Source organism: Streptomyces prunicolor NBRC 13075, from assembly GCF_000367365.1.
GTDB lineage: Bacteria > Actinomycetota > Actinomycetes > Streptomycetales > Streptomycetaceae > Streptomyces > Streptomyces prunicolor.
Genome location: NZ_BARF01000031.1, coordinates 170,890 through 188,642, shown reverse-complemented (window position 1 = coordinate 188,642; position 17,753 = coordinate 170,890). Strand labels below are relative to the sequence as shown.

The 17,753-nt window shown below is 62.0% G+C and carries 18 protein-coding genes; 8 read left to right on the top strand and 10 right to left on the bottom strand.

The window, feature by feature from the left end; translation table 11 throughout:
* Position 1 precedes the first annotated feature (1 nt).
* The 5 genes from SPR02S_RS14815 to SPR02S_RS63040 are packed head-to-tail and all read left to right on the top strand — an operon-like array spanning position 2 to position 6,815.
* Positions 2 to 1,216, top strand: coding sequence for a hypothetical protein (locus SPR02S_RS14815; protein WP_019057757.1), 1,215 nt, complete (start codon positions 2 to 4; stop codon positions 1,214 to 1,216).
* 15 nt (positions 1,217 to 1,231) lie between these two features.
* A complete protein-coding gene (locus SPR02S_RS63055) occupies positions 1,232 to 4,093 on the top strand; it encodes a phage tail protein (RefSeq protein ID WP_158697821.1) in 2,862 nt (953 codons plus the stop codon).
* A gap of 11 nt (positions 4,094 to 4,104) precedes the next feature.
* A complete protein-coding gene (locus SPR02S_RS63050) occupies positions 4,105 to 4,464 on the top strand; it encodes a hypothetical protein (RefSeq protein ID WP_158697819.1) in 360 nt (119 codons plus the stop codon).
* Between the two features lie 24 nt (positions 4,465 to 4,488).
* Complete coding sequence (locus SPR02S_RS63045) at positions 4,489 to 5,322, top strand: hypothetical protein (protein ID WP_158697818.1); 834 nt, start codon at positions 4,489 to 4,491, stop codon at positions 5,320 to 5,322.
* Positions 5,323 to 5,333: 11 nt separating this feature from the next.
* The gene (locus tag SPR02S_RS63040; protein ID WP_158697817.1) at positions 5,334 to 6,815 is read left to right on the top strand and encodes a hypothetical protein; all 1,482 of its coding nucleotides are present in this window, start codon (positions 5,334 to 5,336) and stop codon (positions 6,813 to 6,815) included.
* Positions 6,816 to 6,845: 30 nt separating this feature from the next.
* On the opposite strand, the gene SPR02S_RS63035 is transcribed toward SPR02S_RS63040, so the two are convergent.
* The 5 genes from SPR02S_RS63035 to SPR02S_RS66130 form a co-directional block, all read right to left on the bottom strand.
* Entirely contained in the window at positions 6,846 to 7,013 is a 168-nt protein-coding gene (locus SPR02S_RS63035) for a hypothetical protein (protein WP_158697816.1), read from the bottom strand.
* A gap of 14 nt (positions 7,014 to 7,027) precedes the next feature.
* Complete coding sequence (locus tag SPR02S_RS66135) at positions 7,028 to 7,285, bottom strand: DUF732 domain-containing protein (protein WP_373283319.1); 258 nt, start codon at positions 7,283 to 7,285, stop codon at positions 7,028 to 7,030.
* A 249-nt stretch (positions 7,286 to 7,534) separates the two neighbouring features.
* Complete coding sequence (locus SPR02S_RS63030) at positions 7,535 to 7,846, bottom strand: hypothetical protein (RefSeq protein WP_158697814.1); 312 nt, start codon at positions 7,844 to 7,846, stop codon at positions 7,535 to 7,537.
* Between the two features lie 11 nt (positions 7,847 to 7,857).
* Entirely contained in the window at positions 7,858 to 8,505 is a 648-nt protein-coding gene (locus SPR02S_RS66440) for a Mom family adenine methylcarbamoylation protein (RefSeq protein WP_444545437.1), read from the bottom strand.
* Between the two features lie 135 nt (positions 8,506 to 8,640).
* A complete protein-coding gene (locus SPR02S_RS66130) occupies positions 8,641 to 8,775 on the bottom strand; it encodes a ribbon-helix-helix protein, CopG family (protein ID WP_373283318.1) in 135 nt (44 codons plus the stop codon).
* Between the two features lie 85 nt (positions 8,776 to 8,860).
* Between SPR02S_RS66130 and SPR02S_RS55745 the strand changes: the two genes are divergently transcribed.
* The 3 genes from SPR02S_RS55745 (at position 8,861) to SPR02S_RS14795 (ending at position 13,124) form a co-directional block, all read left to right on the top strand.
* The gene (locus SPR02S_RS55745; RefSeq protein ID WP_506409600.1) at positions 8,861 to 10,279 is read left to right on the top strand and encodes an APC family permease; all 1,419 of its coding nucleotides are present in this window, start codon (positions 8,861 to 8,863) and stop codon (positions 10,277 to 10,279) included.
* 22 nt (positions 10,280 to 10,301) lie between these two features.
* Entirely contained in the window at positions 10,302 to 11,933 is a 1,632-nt protein-coding gene (locus tag SPR02S_RS14800) for an amidohydrolase (protein WP_019057754.1), read from the top strand.
* Between the two features lie 177 nt (positions 11,934 to 12,110).
* Positions 12,111 to 13,124, top strand: coding sequence for a 7-epi-alpha-eudesmol synthase (locus SPR02S_RS14795; protein ID WP_019057753.1), 1,014 nt, complete (start codon positions 12,111 to 12,113; stop codon positions 13,122 to 13,124).
* Positions 13,125 to 13,226: 102 nt separating this feature from the next.
* On the opposite strand, the gene SPR02S_RS14790 is transcribed toward SPR02S_RS14795, so the two are convergent.
* The 5 genes from SPR02S_RS14790 to SPR02S_RS14770 are packed head-to-tail and all read right to left on the bottom strand — an operon-like array spanning position 13,227 to position 17,604.
* Positions 13,227 to 14,480 carry a cytochrome P450 gene (locus tag SPR02S_RS14790; protein WP_019057752.1) on the bottom strand — a complete coding sequence of 418 codons (1,254 nt, stop codon included), beginning with the start codon at positions 14,478 to 14,480 and terminating at the stop codon, positions 13,227 to 13,229.
* Complete coding sequence (locus tag SPR02S_RS14785; protein ID WP_019057751.1) at positions 14,477 to 15,103, bottom strand: GTP-binding protein; 627 nt, start codon at positions 15,101 to 15,103, stop codon at positions 14,477 to 14,479. Before SPR02S_RS14785 ends, SPR02S_RS14790 begins: the two co-directional genes overlap by 4 nt.
* Entirely contained in the window at positions 15,084 to 15,455 is a 372-nt protein-coding gene (locus SPR02S_RS14780) for a DUF742 domain-containing protein (RefSeq protein WP_019057750.1), read from the bottom strand. Before SPR02S_RS14780 ends, SPR02S_RS14785 begins: the two co-directional genes overlap by 20 nt.
* The gene (locus tag SPR02S_RS14775; RefSeq protein ID WP_019057749.1) at positions 15,452 to 15,862 is read right to left on the bottom strand and encodes a roadblock/LC7 domain-containing protein; all 411 of its coding nucleotides are present in this window, start codon (positions 15,860 to 15,862) and stop codon (positions 15,452 to 15,454) included. Before SPR02S_RS14775 ends, SPR02S_RS14780 begins: the two co-directional genes overlap by 4 nt.
* Complete coding sequence (locus SPR02S_RS14770; RefSeq protein ID WP_043258277.1) at positions 15,859 to 17,604, bottom strand: ATP-binding protein; 1,746 nt, start codon at positions 17,602 to 17,604, stop codon at positions 15,859 to 15,861. The genes SPR02S_RS14775 and SPR02S_RS14770 overlap by 4 nt, the downstream gene beginning before the upstream one ends.
* Between the last annotated feature and the right edge of the window lie 149 nt (positions 17,605 to 17,753).

Below are 17,753 nucleotides of genomic sequence, written 5' to 3'. Positions count from 1 at the left end.
CATGGCAATTCATGGCCCTGATTGGGGCGAGATCAACTTTGGCCGCTTCCAACTCGTGGAAACCGGTGTGGTATCCGAGCAGAGCGACGGAACGGTTTCTCTGCAAGGTCAGGAGTCCAGTCCTCCGGCCACGGTAGAAGAGTGCTTGGTTCTGCATGAACAAGTCTTGGGATTGCAGACCGGCCACATCTATGCCGTCCAGTTTCGGGATGACGCGACTCGCAACGGCTATTACCAAGTTGAGTCGACTACCGCTGAGATGACCAACTATCAAAGCGAGGTGGTTACGTCCAACTGGACAACTAGCCTTACCCGGCTTGGCTCAGACAAGGAAGTCGACTTACAGAGTCGGCTGACTGCCACGGTTCGTGTCAACGACTTCGCCTCATCGGGGGAGCGTTGGCACGGTCCAGCCGTCGGGCACTACGCCTACTGGACTGGCAGCACTAACCCCACCTCGATGACCCGTACCGGCGCTGAGGGCGCCATGACCGTGTACCGGGGTGTACCAGCGAACGTCTCCCCTCGATGGGGGTGCGACGTAGCCGACTACAACACCGGGCGGGTACGCATCACTGACACCCAGCTCGTACCGATGGGTGCAGAGGTTGAGGGCACCAACATGGAGTTGGGCAACCTCTCGTGGTCCCTGGGCAATGCCCTGGTGAACGTCTCTCCGTCGAGTTCGGCCGGAGTGGTCAACGTGCAGTCGTACTCCGGTGGGGCGTACCACTCGAAGCTCTGGCGAGTGACAGTGGCCGGCACACCCCCTACGTGGAACGCGGCCACTGTCCTACGCAACGACCCAGAGATGTGCGTGCTCCGCCTGGTGGCTTCTCAGAGCCCCGGCAGGGTCGCCCTGGACCTGACTCTCAGGCGAGGCTCACGGGTCGTCGAGGGCTACCTGCAAAGCAGCTCCAGCGCTACCCACGTGGTCGCCCTGGTGACCGCCGAGACCAACGTCAACACAGCCGCTTCCGGCTACCTGACCAAGACCTCAGACGACACGGACGGGAACCGCTTTGCCTGCGGCTCTGCACGCACCTTTACAGGCTCTACCAACGGAACCATGACCAAGTCGTCGACTACGTTCCTCGACTTTTTCCTAGGGGCCGTTGTGGGCGGAGGATCACCCGTTTCCGGGGATGCCGCCTCTGATCTCTTCAAGCAGTACATCGGTTCTATGGCCGAATCAACCTACATCGTCCGTCGCTAAGGGAGGTGACACACCATGTCAGTAACAGAAGTACTCAACCAGTTAGGAGAGTTCGAGTTCGAGCTAGGCACTACCGTGCCTCGCGACGTACTCGACTCCATCCAATACTTCGGACACATCGCTTTGATTCCGGGTCGCGTTGACCCGAAGCAATATGGCGACAGTCTCCTAACCGCTGCTCGCTATGTCGGTGTGGTTCGCCGCCGCATGCTTGGCGATGATGGCCGTACCAATGCCGTACAGGACAACATCCGTATTGGCGGAGTCGGTATGGCTTTCTGGTTAGGTGACGAGGACGGTAAGGGCGATGTGTATGAGACGGCCCAGAACTTTACAGCTCAGGGATTCTCATCCGTCCTTACCACCCTGCTGCCGGATGCCGTAACACCTGGAACCTTCGGCACAGTTGCCGGTACCTATACCGGAACGCATCAATACGAAGATCCGCGGTCTGCTATTCAGTATATTTGTGACACCATGTCGACGACTTCGGTTCCTGTGACATGGCGAGTAAACGGCAACGCGACATTAGATGCTGGTCCTCATGCAGATCTCTTCGTGACTAACCCGAAGTGCATCATCATTCGTAAGGGCTCAAGTCCCGGCGACGATATGTTCATGCGCTCGCTACAGGGAAGCGTCGACTACGAGGAAGATATGGAGGACTTCAATACTCGCGTCGTCATGCTCGGCGAAGGCTCCGGCGATACGTTTGCTACCGGCACTGCGGATATCGACGGGTCTCTCAATCCGTTCAAAGATATTCATGGCAACCCTCTCAAGCTCACCAGGCTCGTAAGCGAGTCGGACACCTTAGAGGATAATGCGGATACCAGGGCGGCTCTCGCTCTGAATCAGTACTCATCCTCAAATAAGGACTTCGAGTTCTCGACATACGACTATGACGTGCACGGAAGTTTCGAGGTTGGGGACTACGTCTATATCTACGACCCCGACTTGGGGCTTATTGATACTGATAACGAAGTGCAGTTCCGTGGAAACCTTCTTAATCCAGTGAAGGTGCAAGTTACCGAATCAACTTGGTCGATTACCGATGACTTCACCGTTGCCTACCGCGACGTAAACGGCAACTGGTCTGATCTCACGGACAATATCCACTTCGAAGAGGTCACGGCTAACAAGGTTGTCGTAGGTGACCCCACCCGTAAGCTCATCACTAGCAGCGACTCGACTATCGCCGTTCGCTCCGGAATCGTAACCGACTCCAACAACACAATCCCGGACGCCCCTGATTGGGTAACTGCCTCATTTGAGACAACCACCTATCTCGATGGGCAGGGCTATGCAAAGGCTCGCCAGAAACTCGTATGGGATGAGCCGCTCAATACTGATGCAACGGCTATCACGGACGGCTCTTTCTATGAGATCCAGTTCCGATTAGACGCGGGCGCCCTCTTGAATGTGACATGGGCTGATCTCGCGGCACTTAACTGGGACCAACTGAACACCTGGGATGAGCCTATCCTCGCGGATAACGTCCAATGGCAGAGTGTTGTAGTTGGTTGGGGGGAGACTTCAACCGTTGTACATGATTTGGCAACCGGCACCGACTACGTCTTCCGTATCCGTGCCGTGGATATCGGTGGTAACCAAAGTGACTGGTCTAGCCAGGAGACTGTTACCACTTCTCAGGATGACATTCCGCCGAGCACTCCCGCTGCCCCTACGGTGGCTGGCTCTCTTGTCGCTATCCAAGTGACTCACCAATTGGGCAAGGCGACGGGTGGAACCTTCAACCTGGAGAACGACCTAGCCGCACTCGAAGTCCACTACAGCTATGACAACGGCTTCACACCGACTGATGCCACTAAGGCGGGAATCCTCCGCGCCAACCAAGGAATGATGATTTCCCAGGTTCCAGCCGTAGGTACCTTCCCCATCTCAGAAACCGACCAGGTATACGTGAGGGTTGTAGCCGTCGACCTGTCGGGTAACCGCTCAAGTCCATCCGATACAGCGACGGTTACCGCTGAACTCATCGACGATTCACACATCTCGAACCTGACAGTTACCAAGCTGTTGGCGGGAACTATCTCGTCTGACTGGATTCTTGGTGCGTCTATCAAGACGGGTGTAGGTGGAGCAAGAGTTGAGTTGAACTCATCGGGCTTGCAAGCTTTCAACTCGGAGGGAGATCAGACAGTTGATATCTCATCCGACGATGGAAGCGTGTCCCTGATTGGTCACCTCACATCGGGCACGACCGGGCAACGTATCGAGATCAACCCGACTGATTCAGTTTCGCCTGAGATTCGCTTTTGGCCAGACGAGTCAGCGTCTTATGCCTACTTGAAGGTGTACGACGTTGACGAGGAAACGGATTTCATCAGTAACCCCGTCATCCTCTCATCCAATGTCTGGACAGGAGACGATGGGAACGGTATCCACGATTACGAGGCACGCCTTTGGCTTGCTTCGGGTCCGACTGCCGGAGTGAACATCCAGAACATCTACGATGGTTCGGTTACCTCAGACTTCAATGTCGGTCCAGGCTTTATGCAGTTCGTAGCCACAAGCGAAGACGGATCGACGTTCACCAGCTTCGCGGTTACCGACCTGGGTATTGTTTCGGTCGATGGAGACCTTCAGGTTAACGGCGGCATCTATAGCGATAACTGGTATACGAGCACCGCTGTGTTCACAACGGTCGCGAATACCAACACCTCGGCCACGATTTCCGGTCTGGGATTGAAGGCGGGCACCTATTCAGGGTTCATTGCCGTCAACTCCGGCGACCCCGGTTCCATCAATGAATGCACCGTACTGAGTGTCACAAACGATGGACTCACTATCTGGCTCAAACGTACTGCGGCAGTCAGCACGACAGTTCATTACATGATTAGGGAGCAAGACTAATGGGATTGAGGATGGATAAGACGCTGCAATCTGCGGTGACCAAGGTGGGTAAGCCCACAGAGAAGGCCGATGGCACCTGGCCGGACCCTGAAAAGGGAGAGTGGCCTTCGGTTACTGCTATTGCGGTTTGCGGTACAGATGGATGCCCGGTAGAGGGTATCGGATTTCAGAACACTCTCTATGTCCAAGCCGATGGCACGCTGAAATGTATCTGCGGCCGTTGCGGAGTGCAGATTGCAGATCTTCGCGGAGATCTCACTCCTGTCGGGCAGGACATTCTCGAAGAGCTGAAGAGCAAACCGAAGCTCTGGCGACAGAAGGTCGAAGACTTCAAGAAAAAGAATAACGCCGATACCCGAACACCTAAGTAACGACAGGCTTTAGGAGGCCAGTAAATGAGCACAACCACAACGCGATTAGGTCTCTTGAAGCCTGCTACAACAGGAGAGTCCGTTAACGTCGCCACTCAGTTGAACAACAACCTCGACAAGATTGACACGAATATTGGGTTCCGTGTGGTGGCTAACGCCACAGCACGTAATGCTATCTCTCCTGTATGGGAGGGGCTTGTCGTCCGTGAGACAGATACCGGTAACTGCTATGTCTCTAATGGCTCGGCGCCGGTATCCGGTTCGTGGTCACAAATCATCGTCGGCACAGCACTCAGTAATCTGACTATCTCCGGTACTGGAATGGTCAACCTCTCGGCATCTGCTAGCGGTAACGACAAGCTTGCCGCTTTTGTATCCGGCGATAGCGTCGACCGCTTTCGTCTTCGTGCGGACGGTATGTTGCAGTGGGGTTCCGGCTCGGCTACACGTGACGTGAACTTGTACCGCTCCGCTGCCAACATTTTGAAGACCGATGACGTATTCACCGCTCTGACCGAGACAACTACCTCTGGCCTTACCGTCGCAACAGGCTTCAGTGCGAATGCCTTTGCCGCTCGTAAATCGTGCGGTATCTGCTCTATCAAAGTCATCGTCACTCGAACCGGTAGCACGATCACAGCGGACAGTACCGGCAACATTGCAGACACGTTGATTGCCACGCTGCCTTCAGGCTATATTCCCGCCGATACAGTATTGGGCTGCTTCGATAAGGGTGGAACGGCAGACGGAGCGGCGACTATCGCTTCGGACGGCACAATCACTATCAAGTCCATGTCTCCCACAGCGTCCCTTGCCAGTGGCGGAAACGTATCCGTCACTGCAACGTACGTCTTATAAGGGGGTATCTCATGGCTAAGCAAACTATCAATGGCACCTGGCTAGGGGATGCCCGGCTTTCAGACTTCGTGATTACCGCGACCTTGACTGACCTCGACGGCACACAACGTGTCGGATTCGTTGATGAAGATGAGACAGAGATTGTCGGGCTTGTCTCCGTTCGCGTGAACGGAGACAACACCTGGTCTATCGATCTTTACCCGAACTCGGCTATCGATACCGAGTGGGGTGACTCGCTATGGCGTATCACGGAAGGTCAATCATCAAGGCTTATCGGAGGTAACAACTACTACATCATTGTTCCTGCCTCAGGCGGTCCCTTCTGGGCAGGCGATTTGGTTACTAACCGCCCTGGTGGTGCCGAGCAAAGGACCTATGGCGTTACATCCGTTGATGGTCAAAACGGTGCGGTAGACCTGTCGGCGACCTACGTCAACGTATCCGGCGACACAATGACTGGAGCCCTTACCCTGTCCGGGGCCCCGGTCAATAACCTGCACGCTGCCACCAAGAAATATGTAGATGATGCCGTAGCTAACGGAGGCGGAGGTTCGAGCGGCTATCTCCCCCTGTCTGGTGGAACCCTTACCGGGGCTCTCACATTGTCCGGCGCCCCGACCACTGGACTGCATGCGGCTACTAAGACATACGTCGATAACGAGTCGGCGAGGGCTACAGGTGCGGAAGCACTCTTGGCGCCTAAGGCAAGCCCTACGTTCACGGGAACCGTGAGCGGTGTTACCAAGTCCATGGTGGGGCTCGGTAGCGTCGACAACACATCGGATACCGGCAAGCCTGTGAGCACTGCTCAACAGACTGCCTTAGACCTCAAAGCGAATCTCGCTTCGCCCACCTTTACCGGGACTGTGGGCGGCATTACGAAGTCGATGGTCGGCTTGGGTAACGTGGATAACACCGCTGATACAGGTAAGCCGGTGAGTACGGCACAGCAAACAGCGCTCGACCTAAAAGCCAACATTGCATCACCTACCTTCACGGGAACAGTGAATGCCGCTGCGATAGCGGCGACGGGTAATATTGCTGCTACGGGTAACGTGACGGTCGGCGGCAATCTGTCGGTCACGGGTATCGGTTCTGTCAGCTATGTGCGGTCCACCTCCAATCAGAACATTGCGGCAACGGCTCAGACGGCATCAACTCAATTGCTCCTGTCCGTTGCGGCTAATGCAGAGTATTGGATAGACGTGCAGATCATTGCTCAGAACACATCGGGAACCTGGACCCCGTCATGGACGGGACCGTCTGGGGCAACAATGAAGTGGAACGACACCACTACATCAACCGATTACAGTTCGACTCTCGGTGCCACCAACAACACATATGCTGCAAGTGCATCGGTGCGTATGTGCTTCTTCACTGGAATCCTGAAAACATCGAGCACGGCCGGAACCCTGACGTTCACCACGAACGCCAGTACCGGCACAACGGTTCTCCAAGCGGATTCGGGACTGTTACTTCGCCGAGTGGCATAACGACAAAGGCGCCCTCATGGGGCGCCTTTGTTATTCGCTGTCGTCTGTTGTGGTCTGTGCTGCGGCTAGCTGCCGCTCTAGATCCTGGTTGGCGGCTTCCAGTTGTTCGATGGCTAATCGCATGCAGATAACCTGATACGAAAGCTCTTCATTGTTCTTGCGGTATACGGTGAGGATTTCTTTGTGACCGATATTCATATGACTCCTTTAGGTTAGCTATCCGGGCAGAGGAATGCTCGGGATGCGGCGAGTATGTGTCCTGACGTCTCATAGTCGTAGGTCTGTTCCAGCGTGGCCATTACCTCGGTATCGGTTACCCCTCGATTGAGGGCCCCACATACCGAGTCACCCAGGGCAATGAGATTTGAGTCCGGCACTCCGTATGCCATGGGTTGGGTTCGGGCTACTACGAGAAAAGCCTCTTCGCTTCTCTGAGACGTTGTCGGTGTAGGGCTAGGCTCTGTGTCCACTGCTGCCACCCGGGGGCTAGAGGCGGTCGTATGCGAATTCTGAGGGGCGCTCTCGCTACCCCTGCCGCAACCGGCTACAGCAACCAGGCATAGCAGGACTGTAGCCAGTGCACGCTTAGTGTTCACGGTCTTCTTTCTCGGCTAGGTACATCAGATGTAGTTCAATGTCACGGGTCTCGCTATCGAGCGGGACCCAGCTTTCGTTATCGGGTTCGTCGGTATCCGGTTCGGCCCAAATCTCTAGAGGATTCATGAGATCTCGGGATAGATGCCATCGGGCAATTCGAATGATTGCCATGTCGCCGCGAATTGCTTTGCCTGGTGTGTGAAGTAGGTCAGGAATGATTTTTCGTTGTCCAGGCACTGGACGGGGATTCGATAGCGCACTCCATACTTAACCCCGATATTGATTTTGCGGAACTTGATTACGGCGGGTTCGAAGGCTAGTCCTTTATCTTTTTCGTGATGCGCTAAAGGGGCTCCGAAATATGGCATGGATACGAGGGCCTCTATTGCTATGCCGTCGGAGGTGATCGGAATCCAGTTGGTAATGTATGTCATTTTTATTCTCCTTAGAGCTTATGGTGAAGGTGTTCGGTAGGTGGTGGGAGCTTGTGCCAATCAAGACTCGGCCAAGCGCATAAGTCATAGAGCTGTAATCGCTCTCGCTTGTTGCCAGTAGCCGTCCAGTACTTGACCTTGGGTCTACGGCGAACCTTCTCTTTGTATCCGTTACGGAAAGCGTCGCGGGTATGTGCCGACGGGTCAGCCGGTATGTAGTCGTATCTTGGTGTGCGCCTCTCCATGTCGGTCCATCCCGCATACCTGAAGTTGAGGGCTCGGTACATGTAGCCCATGTGCCCCTGAACGGTATCTGCGTATGAGACAACGATCCGGGGCGGTATCAACTTGAGTGTGCGAGAGATGAACCAGGACTCTGTATTGGCTGGCATGTGGTCGGCCACCCATACGCGGTTCAGTTCGGTCACTAGTGAGGGGTCGGACGGGCAGGCGCCTATCTGTAGGTGTCGGCTAGCCGGGGTTCCGTAGACGACGACCCCAACTACCGAGCCGTCTTGATAGAGGCCGAACGCATAAGAGACTTGCGGCTTGCGATGCATATAGTGTCGCTTCTCGGCTAACTCTCTTGCTTCCTTGGAGTGCATCGGTCGTACCTCCAATCGGTCGACGAGGCTTGGCAGTAAGGGGCCATCGTCCATGATTACTCCCGCTTCATATCTAGTTTCCCTACGGCTGTCACATAGTCGTTGAGCTTGTCTACCGTGATGAATGCCTTGATTAGTCCGTGAATGATGCCCGGGATCAGTAAGGCTAAGAAGATCAGTCCCATGGGATTACTCCCTGACAGTTACGGTTAGGCCGCTGTTTACGAAGTGCTGTCGTAGTGCAGTCCGGATGACTTCACTTTGTGATGTGTCTCGCTTCTGGGCTAACTCGTCGAGGTTGTTCACATCTTCCTCGGCTAACATGAAGCTCTTTAACTTGGGCACTTTGGCCCGTGATTTAGGCATGTCGCCTCCTATCTATATTCGCTAATAGATATTATATCGGCTAATGCCTGTACCGCTTTCCGCAAGTCGCTTCTTAAGGGCTAGCACAACTAACCGTCTCGATGCCAAACAAGGTTCTAAAGGATCTAGACATAGCGAGAGCCCCATCGGAGTACCGGACTCTGATGAGGCTCTTGATAGGGGTGCTGAGCTGGGGTTAGACCCCCTGCCGTATGAGTTGAGCTATGAGGGGTTCATGGCGCCAACTGGCGGGGTATCATCCGCAGGAAAGTTCAAAACCGTGGCGACGATCGCGTTCCTCGCGTACACCACGGCGGTCACCGGCTCGGCCATGATCCAGCTCGCCGGAGAGGCCGGAGTGCACGAGGCGGGCGGCCTCACCCTCGACCCGGGCTCGACGGCACAGACAACCGCCGTGGGCATCGTGATCCTGGTCGCCGTCACGCTCACCGCGATCACCGGCGTCCGCACCGCCGCCCGCCTCCAGACCGGACTGCTGATCTTCGAGTACGTCGTCCTGCTCGGCTTCTGCGGCTACGGCATCGTCACCGGCCCGCACGCCTTCAGCCTGAGCTGGTTCGACCCGTTCGCGATCCCCTCGGCGTCGGCGCTCGCGCAGGGCCTGCTGCTGTCGGTGTTCTGCTATTGGGGCTTCGAGGCCGCGTTCACCGTGAACGAGGAGGTACGCGACCCACGCGACGCGTCCCGGGCCGGGCTCATCACCCTGGTGACCATGCTGGGCCTGTTCCTGCTCGGCTCGATCGCCTTCCAACGGGTGCTGTCCGAGGGCGAGTTGGCGGGCCACGGCGCCCAGGGCCTGGCGTACTTCGGCGACCGCCTCGCCTCCCAGCCCCTGGCCGCGCTCCCCCTGGTCGCCCTGATGTTCTCGGCGGTCGCCTCGCTCCAGGCCGGCGTCATCCCCACCGCCCGAGGCATGTTCGCGATGAGCCGCGACCGCACCCTCGGCCCGGTCTGGGGAAAGGTCAGCGCCCGCTACGGCACTCCGGCCCTCGGCACCCTGCTGATCGGCGCGCTGGCAACGGCAGTTGCGGCACTCGCGCTGGTGATACCCCGCCTCGCCGACATGATCATGGCCACGGTGAACGCCGTTGGAATCGTCGTAGCGCTCTCCTACGCCCTGACCGCCCTGGCCGCAGCCGTCCGTTTCCGTTCGCTCCTCCGAGAGGACTGGCGGCAGGGCGTACGCGCGGTCGTCCTGCCCACACTGAGCGCCATCTCCCTTCTGGCACTGGGCGGTTACCTCTGCTGGTCCTTCTACACGTCCACCGATCACCTCGAAGTCAGCGCGGACAACGGCTGGTTCCTGCTGCTCACCCCGCTGGCGATGATCGCGTCCGGCTTCCTGGCCGCCGCGTGGGCGAAGTGGGTGCGCAGATCGCCGTACTTCCACTCGGGCGAAGGCACGGACGCCGACGCCCCGCAGCTGCTCGCCACCTCCTGACAACCCCGCAAGGATACGAACCATGCACGCAGACCTCCTCTTCACCAACGGCCCCGTCCTCACCCCCGAGGGCCGCACCGCGACCGCCGTGGCCGTCACCGGCGACCGGATCACCGCCGTGGGCCATGCCGAGGTGCACGAGCTCGCCGGGCCGCGCACCCAAGTCGTCGATCTGGCAGGGCGGTTGCTCTTGCCCGGGTTCCAGGACGCGCATGTGCATCCGGTGCCGGCGGGGCTGGAACTGACCCAGTGCGATCTGACGCGGGCCAAGACGGCGGAGGACACCATCGCCGCTGTACGGGCCTACGCCGACGCGCATCCGGAGCGGGAGTGGATCACCGGGGGCGGGTGGTCGATGGAGGCGTTCGAGGGGGGTACGCCGACGAAGGAGCTGCTGGACTCGGTCGTACCGGACCGGCCGGTGTATCTGCCCAACCGCGACCATCACGGCGCCTGGGTCAACAGTCGAGCCCTCCAACTCGCGGGCATCACAAGGGACATGCCCGATCCGGTGGACGGGCGGATCGAGCGGGACGCGAAGGGAGAACCGGCCGGGACGCTCCAGGAAGGAGCGATGCAACTGGTCGGCCGACTCACGCCACCGGCCACCCAGGCCGACCGCCTCGCCGCACTGCTGCACGCCCAACGGCATCTGCACGCGCTCGGCATCACGGCCTGGCAGGACGCGCTGGTCGGGGAGTTCCTCGGGATGGACAACCCGTCGGACGCGTACCTCGCCGCCGCCCGGGACGGCTCGCTCACCGCGCGGGTCGTCGGCGCCCTGTGGTGGGACCGGGAGCGAGGAGCCGAGCAGATCCCCGAACTGGTCAAGCGGCGGGCCGAGTTGAGCCACGGCCGCTTCCGCGCCAGCAGCGTGAAACTGATGCTGGACGGAGTCGCAGAGACCGGCACGGCCGCCCTGCTCGACCCCTACCTCGACAAGTGCGGCTGCGCCACGGCCAATCGGGGCACCAGCTTCATCGACCCGAAGCAACTCCCCGCCTACGTGACCGAGTTGGACGCCCTCGGCTTCCAGTGCCACTTCCACGCGCTGGGCGACCGGGCGGTGCGGGATGCGCTGGACGCCGTAGAGGCGGCAAGGGCCGCGAACGGGACGAGCGACACCCGACCACACCTGGCGCACCTTCAGGTGGTGCACCCGGACGACGTGGCGCGCTTCGCACGCCTCGGCGCGGTGGCGAACATCCAACCGCTCTGGGCCGCACACGAACCGCAGATGGACGAGCTGACGATTCCGTTCCTCGGACCCCAACGGGCCTTGTGGCAGTACCCGTTCGGGGCGCTGCTGCGGTCCGGGGCCACGCTCGCGGCGGGCAGCGACTGGCCGGTGAGCAGTCCCGACCCGATCCAGGGCATCCATGTCGCGGTCAACCGGGTCGAACCCGGGGGTGCGGGACCAGTGTTCCTGCCGGGCGAGCGCCTCGACCTCGCGGCGGCGATCACGGCGTACACCGCGGGTTCGGCGTACGCGAACCACCTGGACGAAACGGGCCGCATCGCGGCGGGGGCGTTGGCGGATCTGGTGGTCCTGGACCGCGATCCGTTCGCCGCTCCGCCGGAGGAGATCGCGGAGACGCAGGTAGCGCTTACCTATGTGGGAGGAACGGGAGTGTACGCAGCTCAGGAGGCGTGAACAGTAACGGGGATCACGATCGGGGCGCGGTGTAGATCATCTAGGCTCTGGGCAGCTTCGTAAGCGCTTGTGGGACCAACTTTCGTACCACGAAGCGCAGTTCGAGGGTGCGGGCGGTCGAACGGACCGCCCGCTCGCAGTGGGGGGACCAGTGTTCCGTCTCCCGAAAGGAAGCGCATGCCTCAGGACGTCACCTTCGACCTCCCCTTCGACACCCCCGTCAGCGACCATCTGGAGTACGCACGGGCCCGCCATCTGCGCTGGATCTGGGACATGGGCCTGGTGCGCAGCCAGGCCGGGTTCGAGGAGTACCGGTCGTGGGATCTCCCGCAGGCCGCGGCCCGCACCTATCCGCACGCGTCGGCCGCGGACATGGTCGTCCTGATGAACTGGTTCTCGCTGGCGTTCCTCTTCGACGACCAGTTCGACGCGAGCCGGCCCGACCGCGCCGACCGAATACTGGACGTGGCACGGGAGTTGATCGTCACGCCGTTGCGTCCGGCGGGCAGCAGGCCCCGGGTGGTCTGCCCGATCACCGTGGCCTGGGCGCAGGTGTGGGACCACCTCTCGGATGGCATGTCACTGACCTGGCGGACCCGGTTCGCGGCATCCTGGGGCCGGTTCCTGGTGGCGCACTGCGAGGAGGTCGACCTGGCGGCGCGGGGCATCGCGGGCACGCTGGACCTCGACGAGTACACGGAGTTCCGGCGCCGTACGGTCGGCATCCACCACAGCATCGACGCCGGCGAACGCAGCCGGGGCTTCGAGGTTCCGGCTCAGGTGCAGGCCCACCCGCTGATGGAACGCATGCGTGACCTGGCCGCCGACACCATCGGCTTCATGAACGACATCCACTCCTTCGAACGCGAACGCCGCCGAGGCGACGGCCACAACCTCATAGCCGTACTCCACCGAGACCGTGCCCTGTCCTGGGAAGCGGCAGCCGAAGAGGCCTACCGCATGACGAACGCCTGCCTCACCGAGTACCTCGACCTGGAGTCCCAAGTCCCCCAGATGTGCGACGAGTTGACCCTCAACGAGGACGAACGCCACCGGGTGCAGCAGGGCGTAGAGGCCATCCAGCACTGGATCAACGGCAACTACGAATGGGCGCTGGTATCGGGCCGCTACACGGCGGCGAAGGAGGGCCCAGCGGTGAAGGGTTCGGTGGACGACCTGCTGGCAGTGTGAGATGGGGTGAGCTGCCCGGCCAAGGGGCCGGGCAGCTCACTTAGGGGCGCGGGGAACTGCGCGACCAGCCCCAACGCGCCCGCAGACAAAGAAACAACCGACTCACACAGCGAACTCAACCGGCAGCCGATCCAATCGAGACTCCCACGTAGACGCCGTAGAGGTCAGCTCCTCCGCAGCCACCCCCAACCGCAACCCCGGCAGCCGATGCAGCAACACATCCACCCCGACCTCAAGAATCGCCTGCCCAATACTCTGCCCAGGGCACTCGTGCGGCCCCGAACTGAACGCCAGATGCGACTGGTTACCCTGCACGGACACCCCCGCATCAGGCCGAACCTCCGGATCGACATTCCCCGCGGTGAGCCCCAGAACGAGCAGATCCCCCTCCGCGATCCGATGCCCCCCGAGCTCAAGATCCGCCGTAGCGAACCGCCCCGGCATGACGGCCAACGGCGGTGTGTCCCACATGACTTCCTCGACAACAGCCGAAACAGTCAACTGCCCACTGACCAGCCCGGAAAGCCGCGAGGTGTCGGTAAGGATCCGCTGCAACACCCGAGCCAACAAATTGCTGGTAGTGGTGTGCGCGGCGATCAACACAAGCCGCAGATGCATGACGACCTCTTCCGCATCGAGCCCAGCCGGATGTTCGATCAACGCGGTGGTGAAGTCAGAGCCCGGCTCGGCCCGCTTGCGCTCGGCGAGTTCACCGAGGATCTCGATGATGCGGTCGTTGTGCAGCAGGGCGTCCTCCCCACCCTTGAGAACCTGCGCACTGGACTCGACAAGCCGACTCCCGTCCCCCGCGGGAAGCCCCAGGATCCGGGTCAGCACAAGCATCGGCAGATACTCGGCATAGTCAGCCACCAGATCCGCGCGCCCGGCACCCGCGAACGCGTCAATCTGCTTGTTGGCGAAGTAGGTTGCGTGCCGCCGAACCCCCCGCCCGGCCGCCGCCAACAACCCGTCGGTCACCGCGCCCCGCAGCCGACGGTGAGGTTCGCCGTCCTGGGAGACGCAGTCCGGCCGCCACCCGACCATCGGCATGATCGGCGAGGTGTCCGGCACCCGCCCCTCGCGCCAGTCCCGCCAGATCCGCGCGTCCCGGGTGAACTGCCGGGGGCTGTCCAGCACCCGCCGGTTGTCGCGGTACCCGAGAACCAGCCAGGCAGGCACGTCGCCTTCGAGCAACACCGGTGCCACAGAGCCGTGTTGCTCGCGCAGCCGCTCGTAGATGCCGCGTGGGTCGGTCGCCGCATCCGGCCCGTACAGTCGCGTGAGGTCGTCGGCCGACCCGTGGGCGACGGGGCAGCCGCGCGGGGCATCGGGACCGTTTAAGGTCTGGTCGGTCATCGGGACTCCAGTGCGACGACGGCCGAGCGTTCCTTCAAGTGCCGTATCAGCGCGACCAGTACGTCACGGCTGGAGGAGCGGTCGCGGGCGTCGAAGGCCACGACCGGGATGTCCGGGGAGAGGTCCAGGGCGTCCCGGATCTCGTCGACCGGATGCTCCGGTGAGTCGGGGAAGACGTTCAGCGCGATGACGAACGGGACGTCCTGCCGTTCCATCTCCTCGATCGCGCGGAAGCTGGAGGAGAGGCGGCGGGTGTCGACGAGGACCACCGCGCCGAGCGCGCCCTTGAACAGACCGTTCCACAGGAACCAGAACCGCTCCTGGCCCGGCGTCCCGAACAGGTAGAGGACCAGCTCGTCGTTGAGGCGGATCTTGCCGAAGTCGAGGCTGACGGTGGTCTGCGTCTTGTCGGCGACTCCGATGAGGTGGTCGACGCCGGCGCTCGCCTGGGTGAGGGTCTCCTCGGTGGTGAGCGGCTTGATGTCACTGACCGAGCGGACCATCGTGGTCTTCCCGGTGCCGAAACCGCCGGCGATCATCACCTTCACCGAGCGGGTGACACCCTTGTCGACGCTTGCCTCCAGGGTGCCGAAGCCGGGCTGGTCAAAGCCTTTCAAGTCCACTGAGTACCTCCTCAAGGAGCGCGAGGTCGGGCCCGCGACCGGCATCGTGCGCCGGGATGGGGTCACGGGCTTCGACGCGGTCTGCCTCCAGCAGATCCGCCAGCAGCACCGCGAGAATGTTGAAGGGCAGTCCGAGGTAGGCGCCGAGCTCGGCCACCGACAGCGGCTCGCGGCACAGCCGGAGGATCTCCTCGTGCTCGTGCTGCATGCCCGGTACGGGCGCGGCGCGGGAGACGATGAGGGTCGCCACGTCGAGGCTCGACGCCGAACCGCCCGGTCCGCTGCGCCCTCCGGTGAGGACGTAGTAACGCTCCAGACCGGAGGGGTCGACTGGCCGGCGGGGAGCACTCATCCAGAGTGCTCCTCCAGGCGCGCGGTGGTGCCGAGGAGTTCACCCATCCTGCGGGCCAGGTCCCGCATCTGGTGTCCGAGGAGGCCCTGGTCGAGGCCCTCCCGGGCCAGCACGCCGAGATACGTCTCCACACCAGCGCGGACGACGAAGAGATGGCCGCCGTCGACCTCGATCATCGCCAGCCGCAACTGCCCCGCGTACTTGGGGAATTGCTCGGCGACCGGCTGGGCCAGCGCCTGGAGTCCGGCCACCACGGCGGCGAAGCGGTCCACGTCGTCGGGGTCCTCCGCGCCGAAGGAGGTGATCGCCTTGCCGTCGCTGGAGGCCACGAGGGCGAAGCGGATCTCCGGGATGCTCTCCACCAGATCGCGGAGCGCCCAGCTCACGTCGGTTCCCTGTTGCGTCATGTGGACTCGTCGCTCTCTTCCGTGCTGTGCTCGGTGAACTCGCGGCCTGCGGACGCCGGTTCCTCCCCCGGAATCTCCCGTCCGGCGTTGGCGAAAGCCGCCAGGCCGGTGAAGGAGGCGTCGGGCGGAACCACGGAGACGGCCATCTCCCCGGTCCGCTCGGCACGTTCGGCGCGCTCGGCACGTTCGGCCGCTTGGGGCCGCGCCGTCTCGCCGCGTTTGCTACGGCGCCTGGGCAGCCCGCCGGGTGTGGTGTCCGCCGCCTCGGCGGTCTCGGCCGGGCTCCGCGCGACGGCGGTGCCAGGGCTCGCTTCGTCGGTCGCGGCCGTCGCGGCGGCCTGGAACGAGGGGGTGCCGGTGACGGCCGCCGCGGGCAGCCGGCTGAAGTACTTGTGCGGGACCACGACGACGACCGAGGTGCCGAGCCAGGGCGAGTCCGCGAAGGTGACGCGGATGCCGTAGCGGCGGGCGAGGGTGCCGACGACCCGCAGGCCGATGCTGGCGTCCTCGGAGACACCGCCGAGTCCGGGGCCCGCACCGGTGCCGGCGAGGGCGTGTTCGGCCTCGCGCTTGGACTCCTCGCTCAGGCCCTTGCCGGAGTCCTGGATCTCGATGCCGACGCCGTTCGGCACCTCCTTGCCGGAGACGATGACCGGCTCGGTGGGCGGCGAGTAGCGGGCCGCATTGTCCAGGAGGTGGGCGAAGATCAGCGTGAGGTGGTCCACCAGGCCGCCGTCGACGCCGAGTTCGGGCAGCTGGCGTACGTCGACGCGGTGGAAGTCCTTGATCCGGCCGATGCCGCCGCGCACCACGCTGAGCAGTCGCTGCGGTTCCTGCCACTGCCGGCCGGGCCGGTCCGAGCCGCCGAGCACACCGACGCTCGCGGCGAGACAGTCGGCGGGGCCGATCTCCTGGTCCAGCTCCATCAGACCGCTGGCGACGGCGGGCAACCGCCCGTGCTCGCCCTGGAGTTCGTGGAGTCGGCCGCGGAGCTTACTGGTCAGTACGTGGATGCGGTTGCCGATGCTGATGACGGCCTGCTCGGCGGCGGTGGAGCGGTTGAACTCCTCCTCGACACCGATGAGCGAGATCCGCAGCACCTTGCGCAGTTCGGCCTGGAGCTCGGCGCTGACCTTCGCGCACTGGTTGGCGGCCGGCAGCAGGTCGTCGATGGCGTCACCCGCGCGCAACTGCTGGAGCGCGTCCGGGAGTTGTTCGTCGGCGAGCCTGGCCACGGCGCCGAGCTGGTGGGCGAGCTGTTCCTGCCACACCTCGGCCTGGTCGGCGAGCTGCGCCTCGTAGGACGCGGCCTGCTGGGTCAGCCGCTCCTCGAACGCCCGCGCCTGCTCGGCGAGTTGACCTTCATAGGCATGGGACCGATCGGCGAGCCGGGTCTCGTAGGCGCCGGAGTGCTCGGTCAGCTGCGCCTCCAGTGTGGCGCGCTCGGCGCTGAACTTCCGCTCCAGGCCCGCCACATGCTGCTGCCACTGCTGGGAGTGCTCGGCCTGCGAGGTGCGGAAACCGCTTTCGGCGCGCCGCAGTTGACCCCGGGTGCGGACGAGCAGTCGTACACACACGGCACTGGCCGCCGTGGCCGCCGCTCCGGCCACGGTCGCGGTTATTCGCTCCGGGCTCATGAATGTGGCGGCGACCGTCCCGCCCCCCAAGGCCAGCGGCATCAGCCACCAGCTGTACCAGGCGACAGGGGCCCGCGCCGCCGGTGGCGGAGTGGCGAGTTCCATCTGCATCCTTCGAAGCGACACGAACGAACATGGGGGTGTGCGAGGACAGACCGCACTCAGGAGGACGCACCAGGAGCCGACCCGTTTCGACCACGTCAACTCGCTGCGCCGCACGGGAGCTTATCGGGTTTGAACCGTAAAAGATCAAC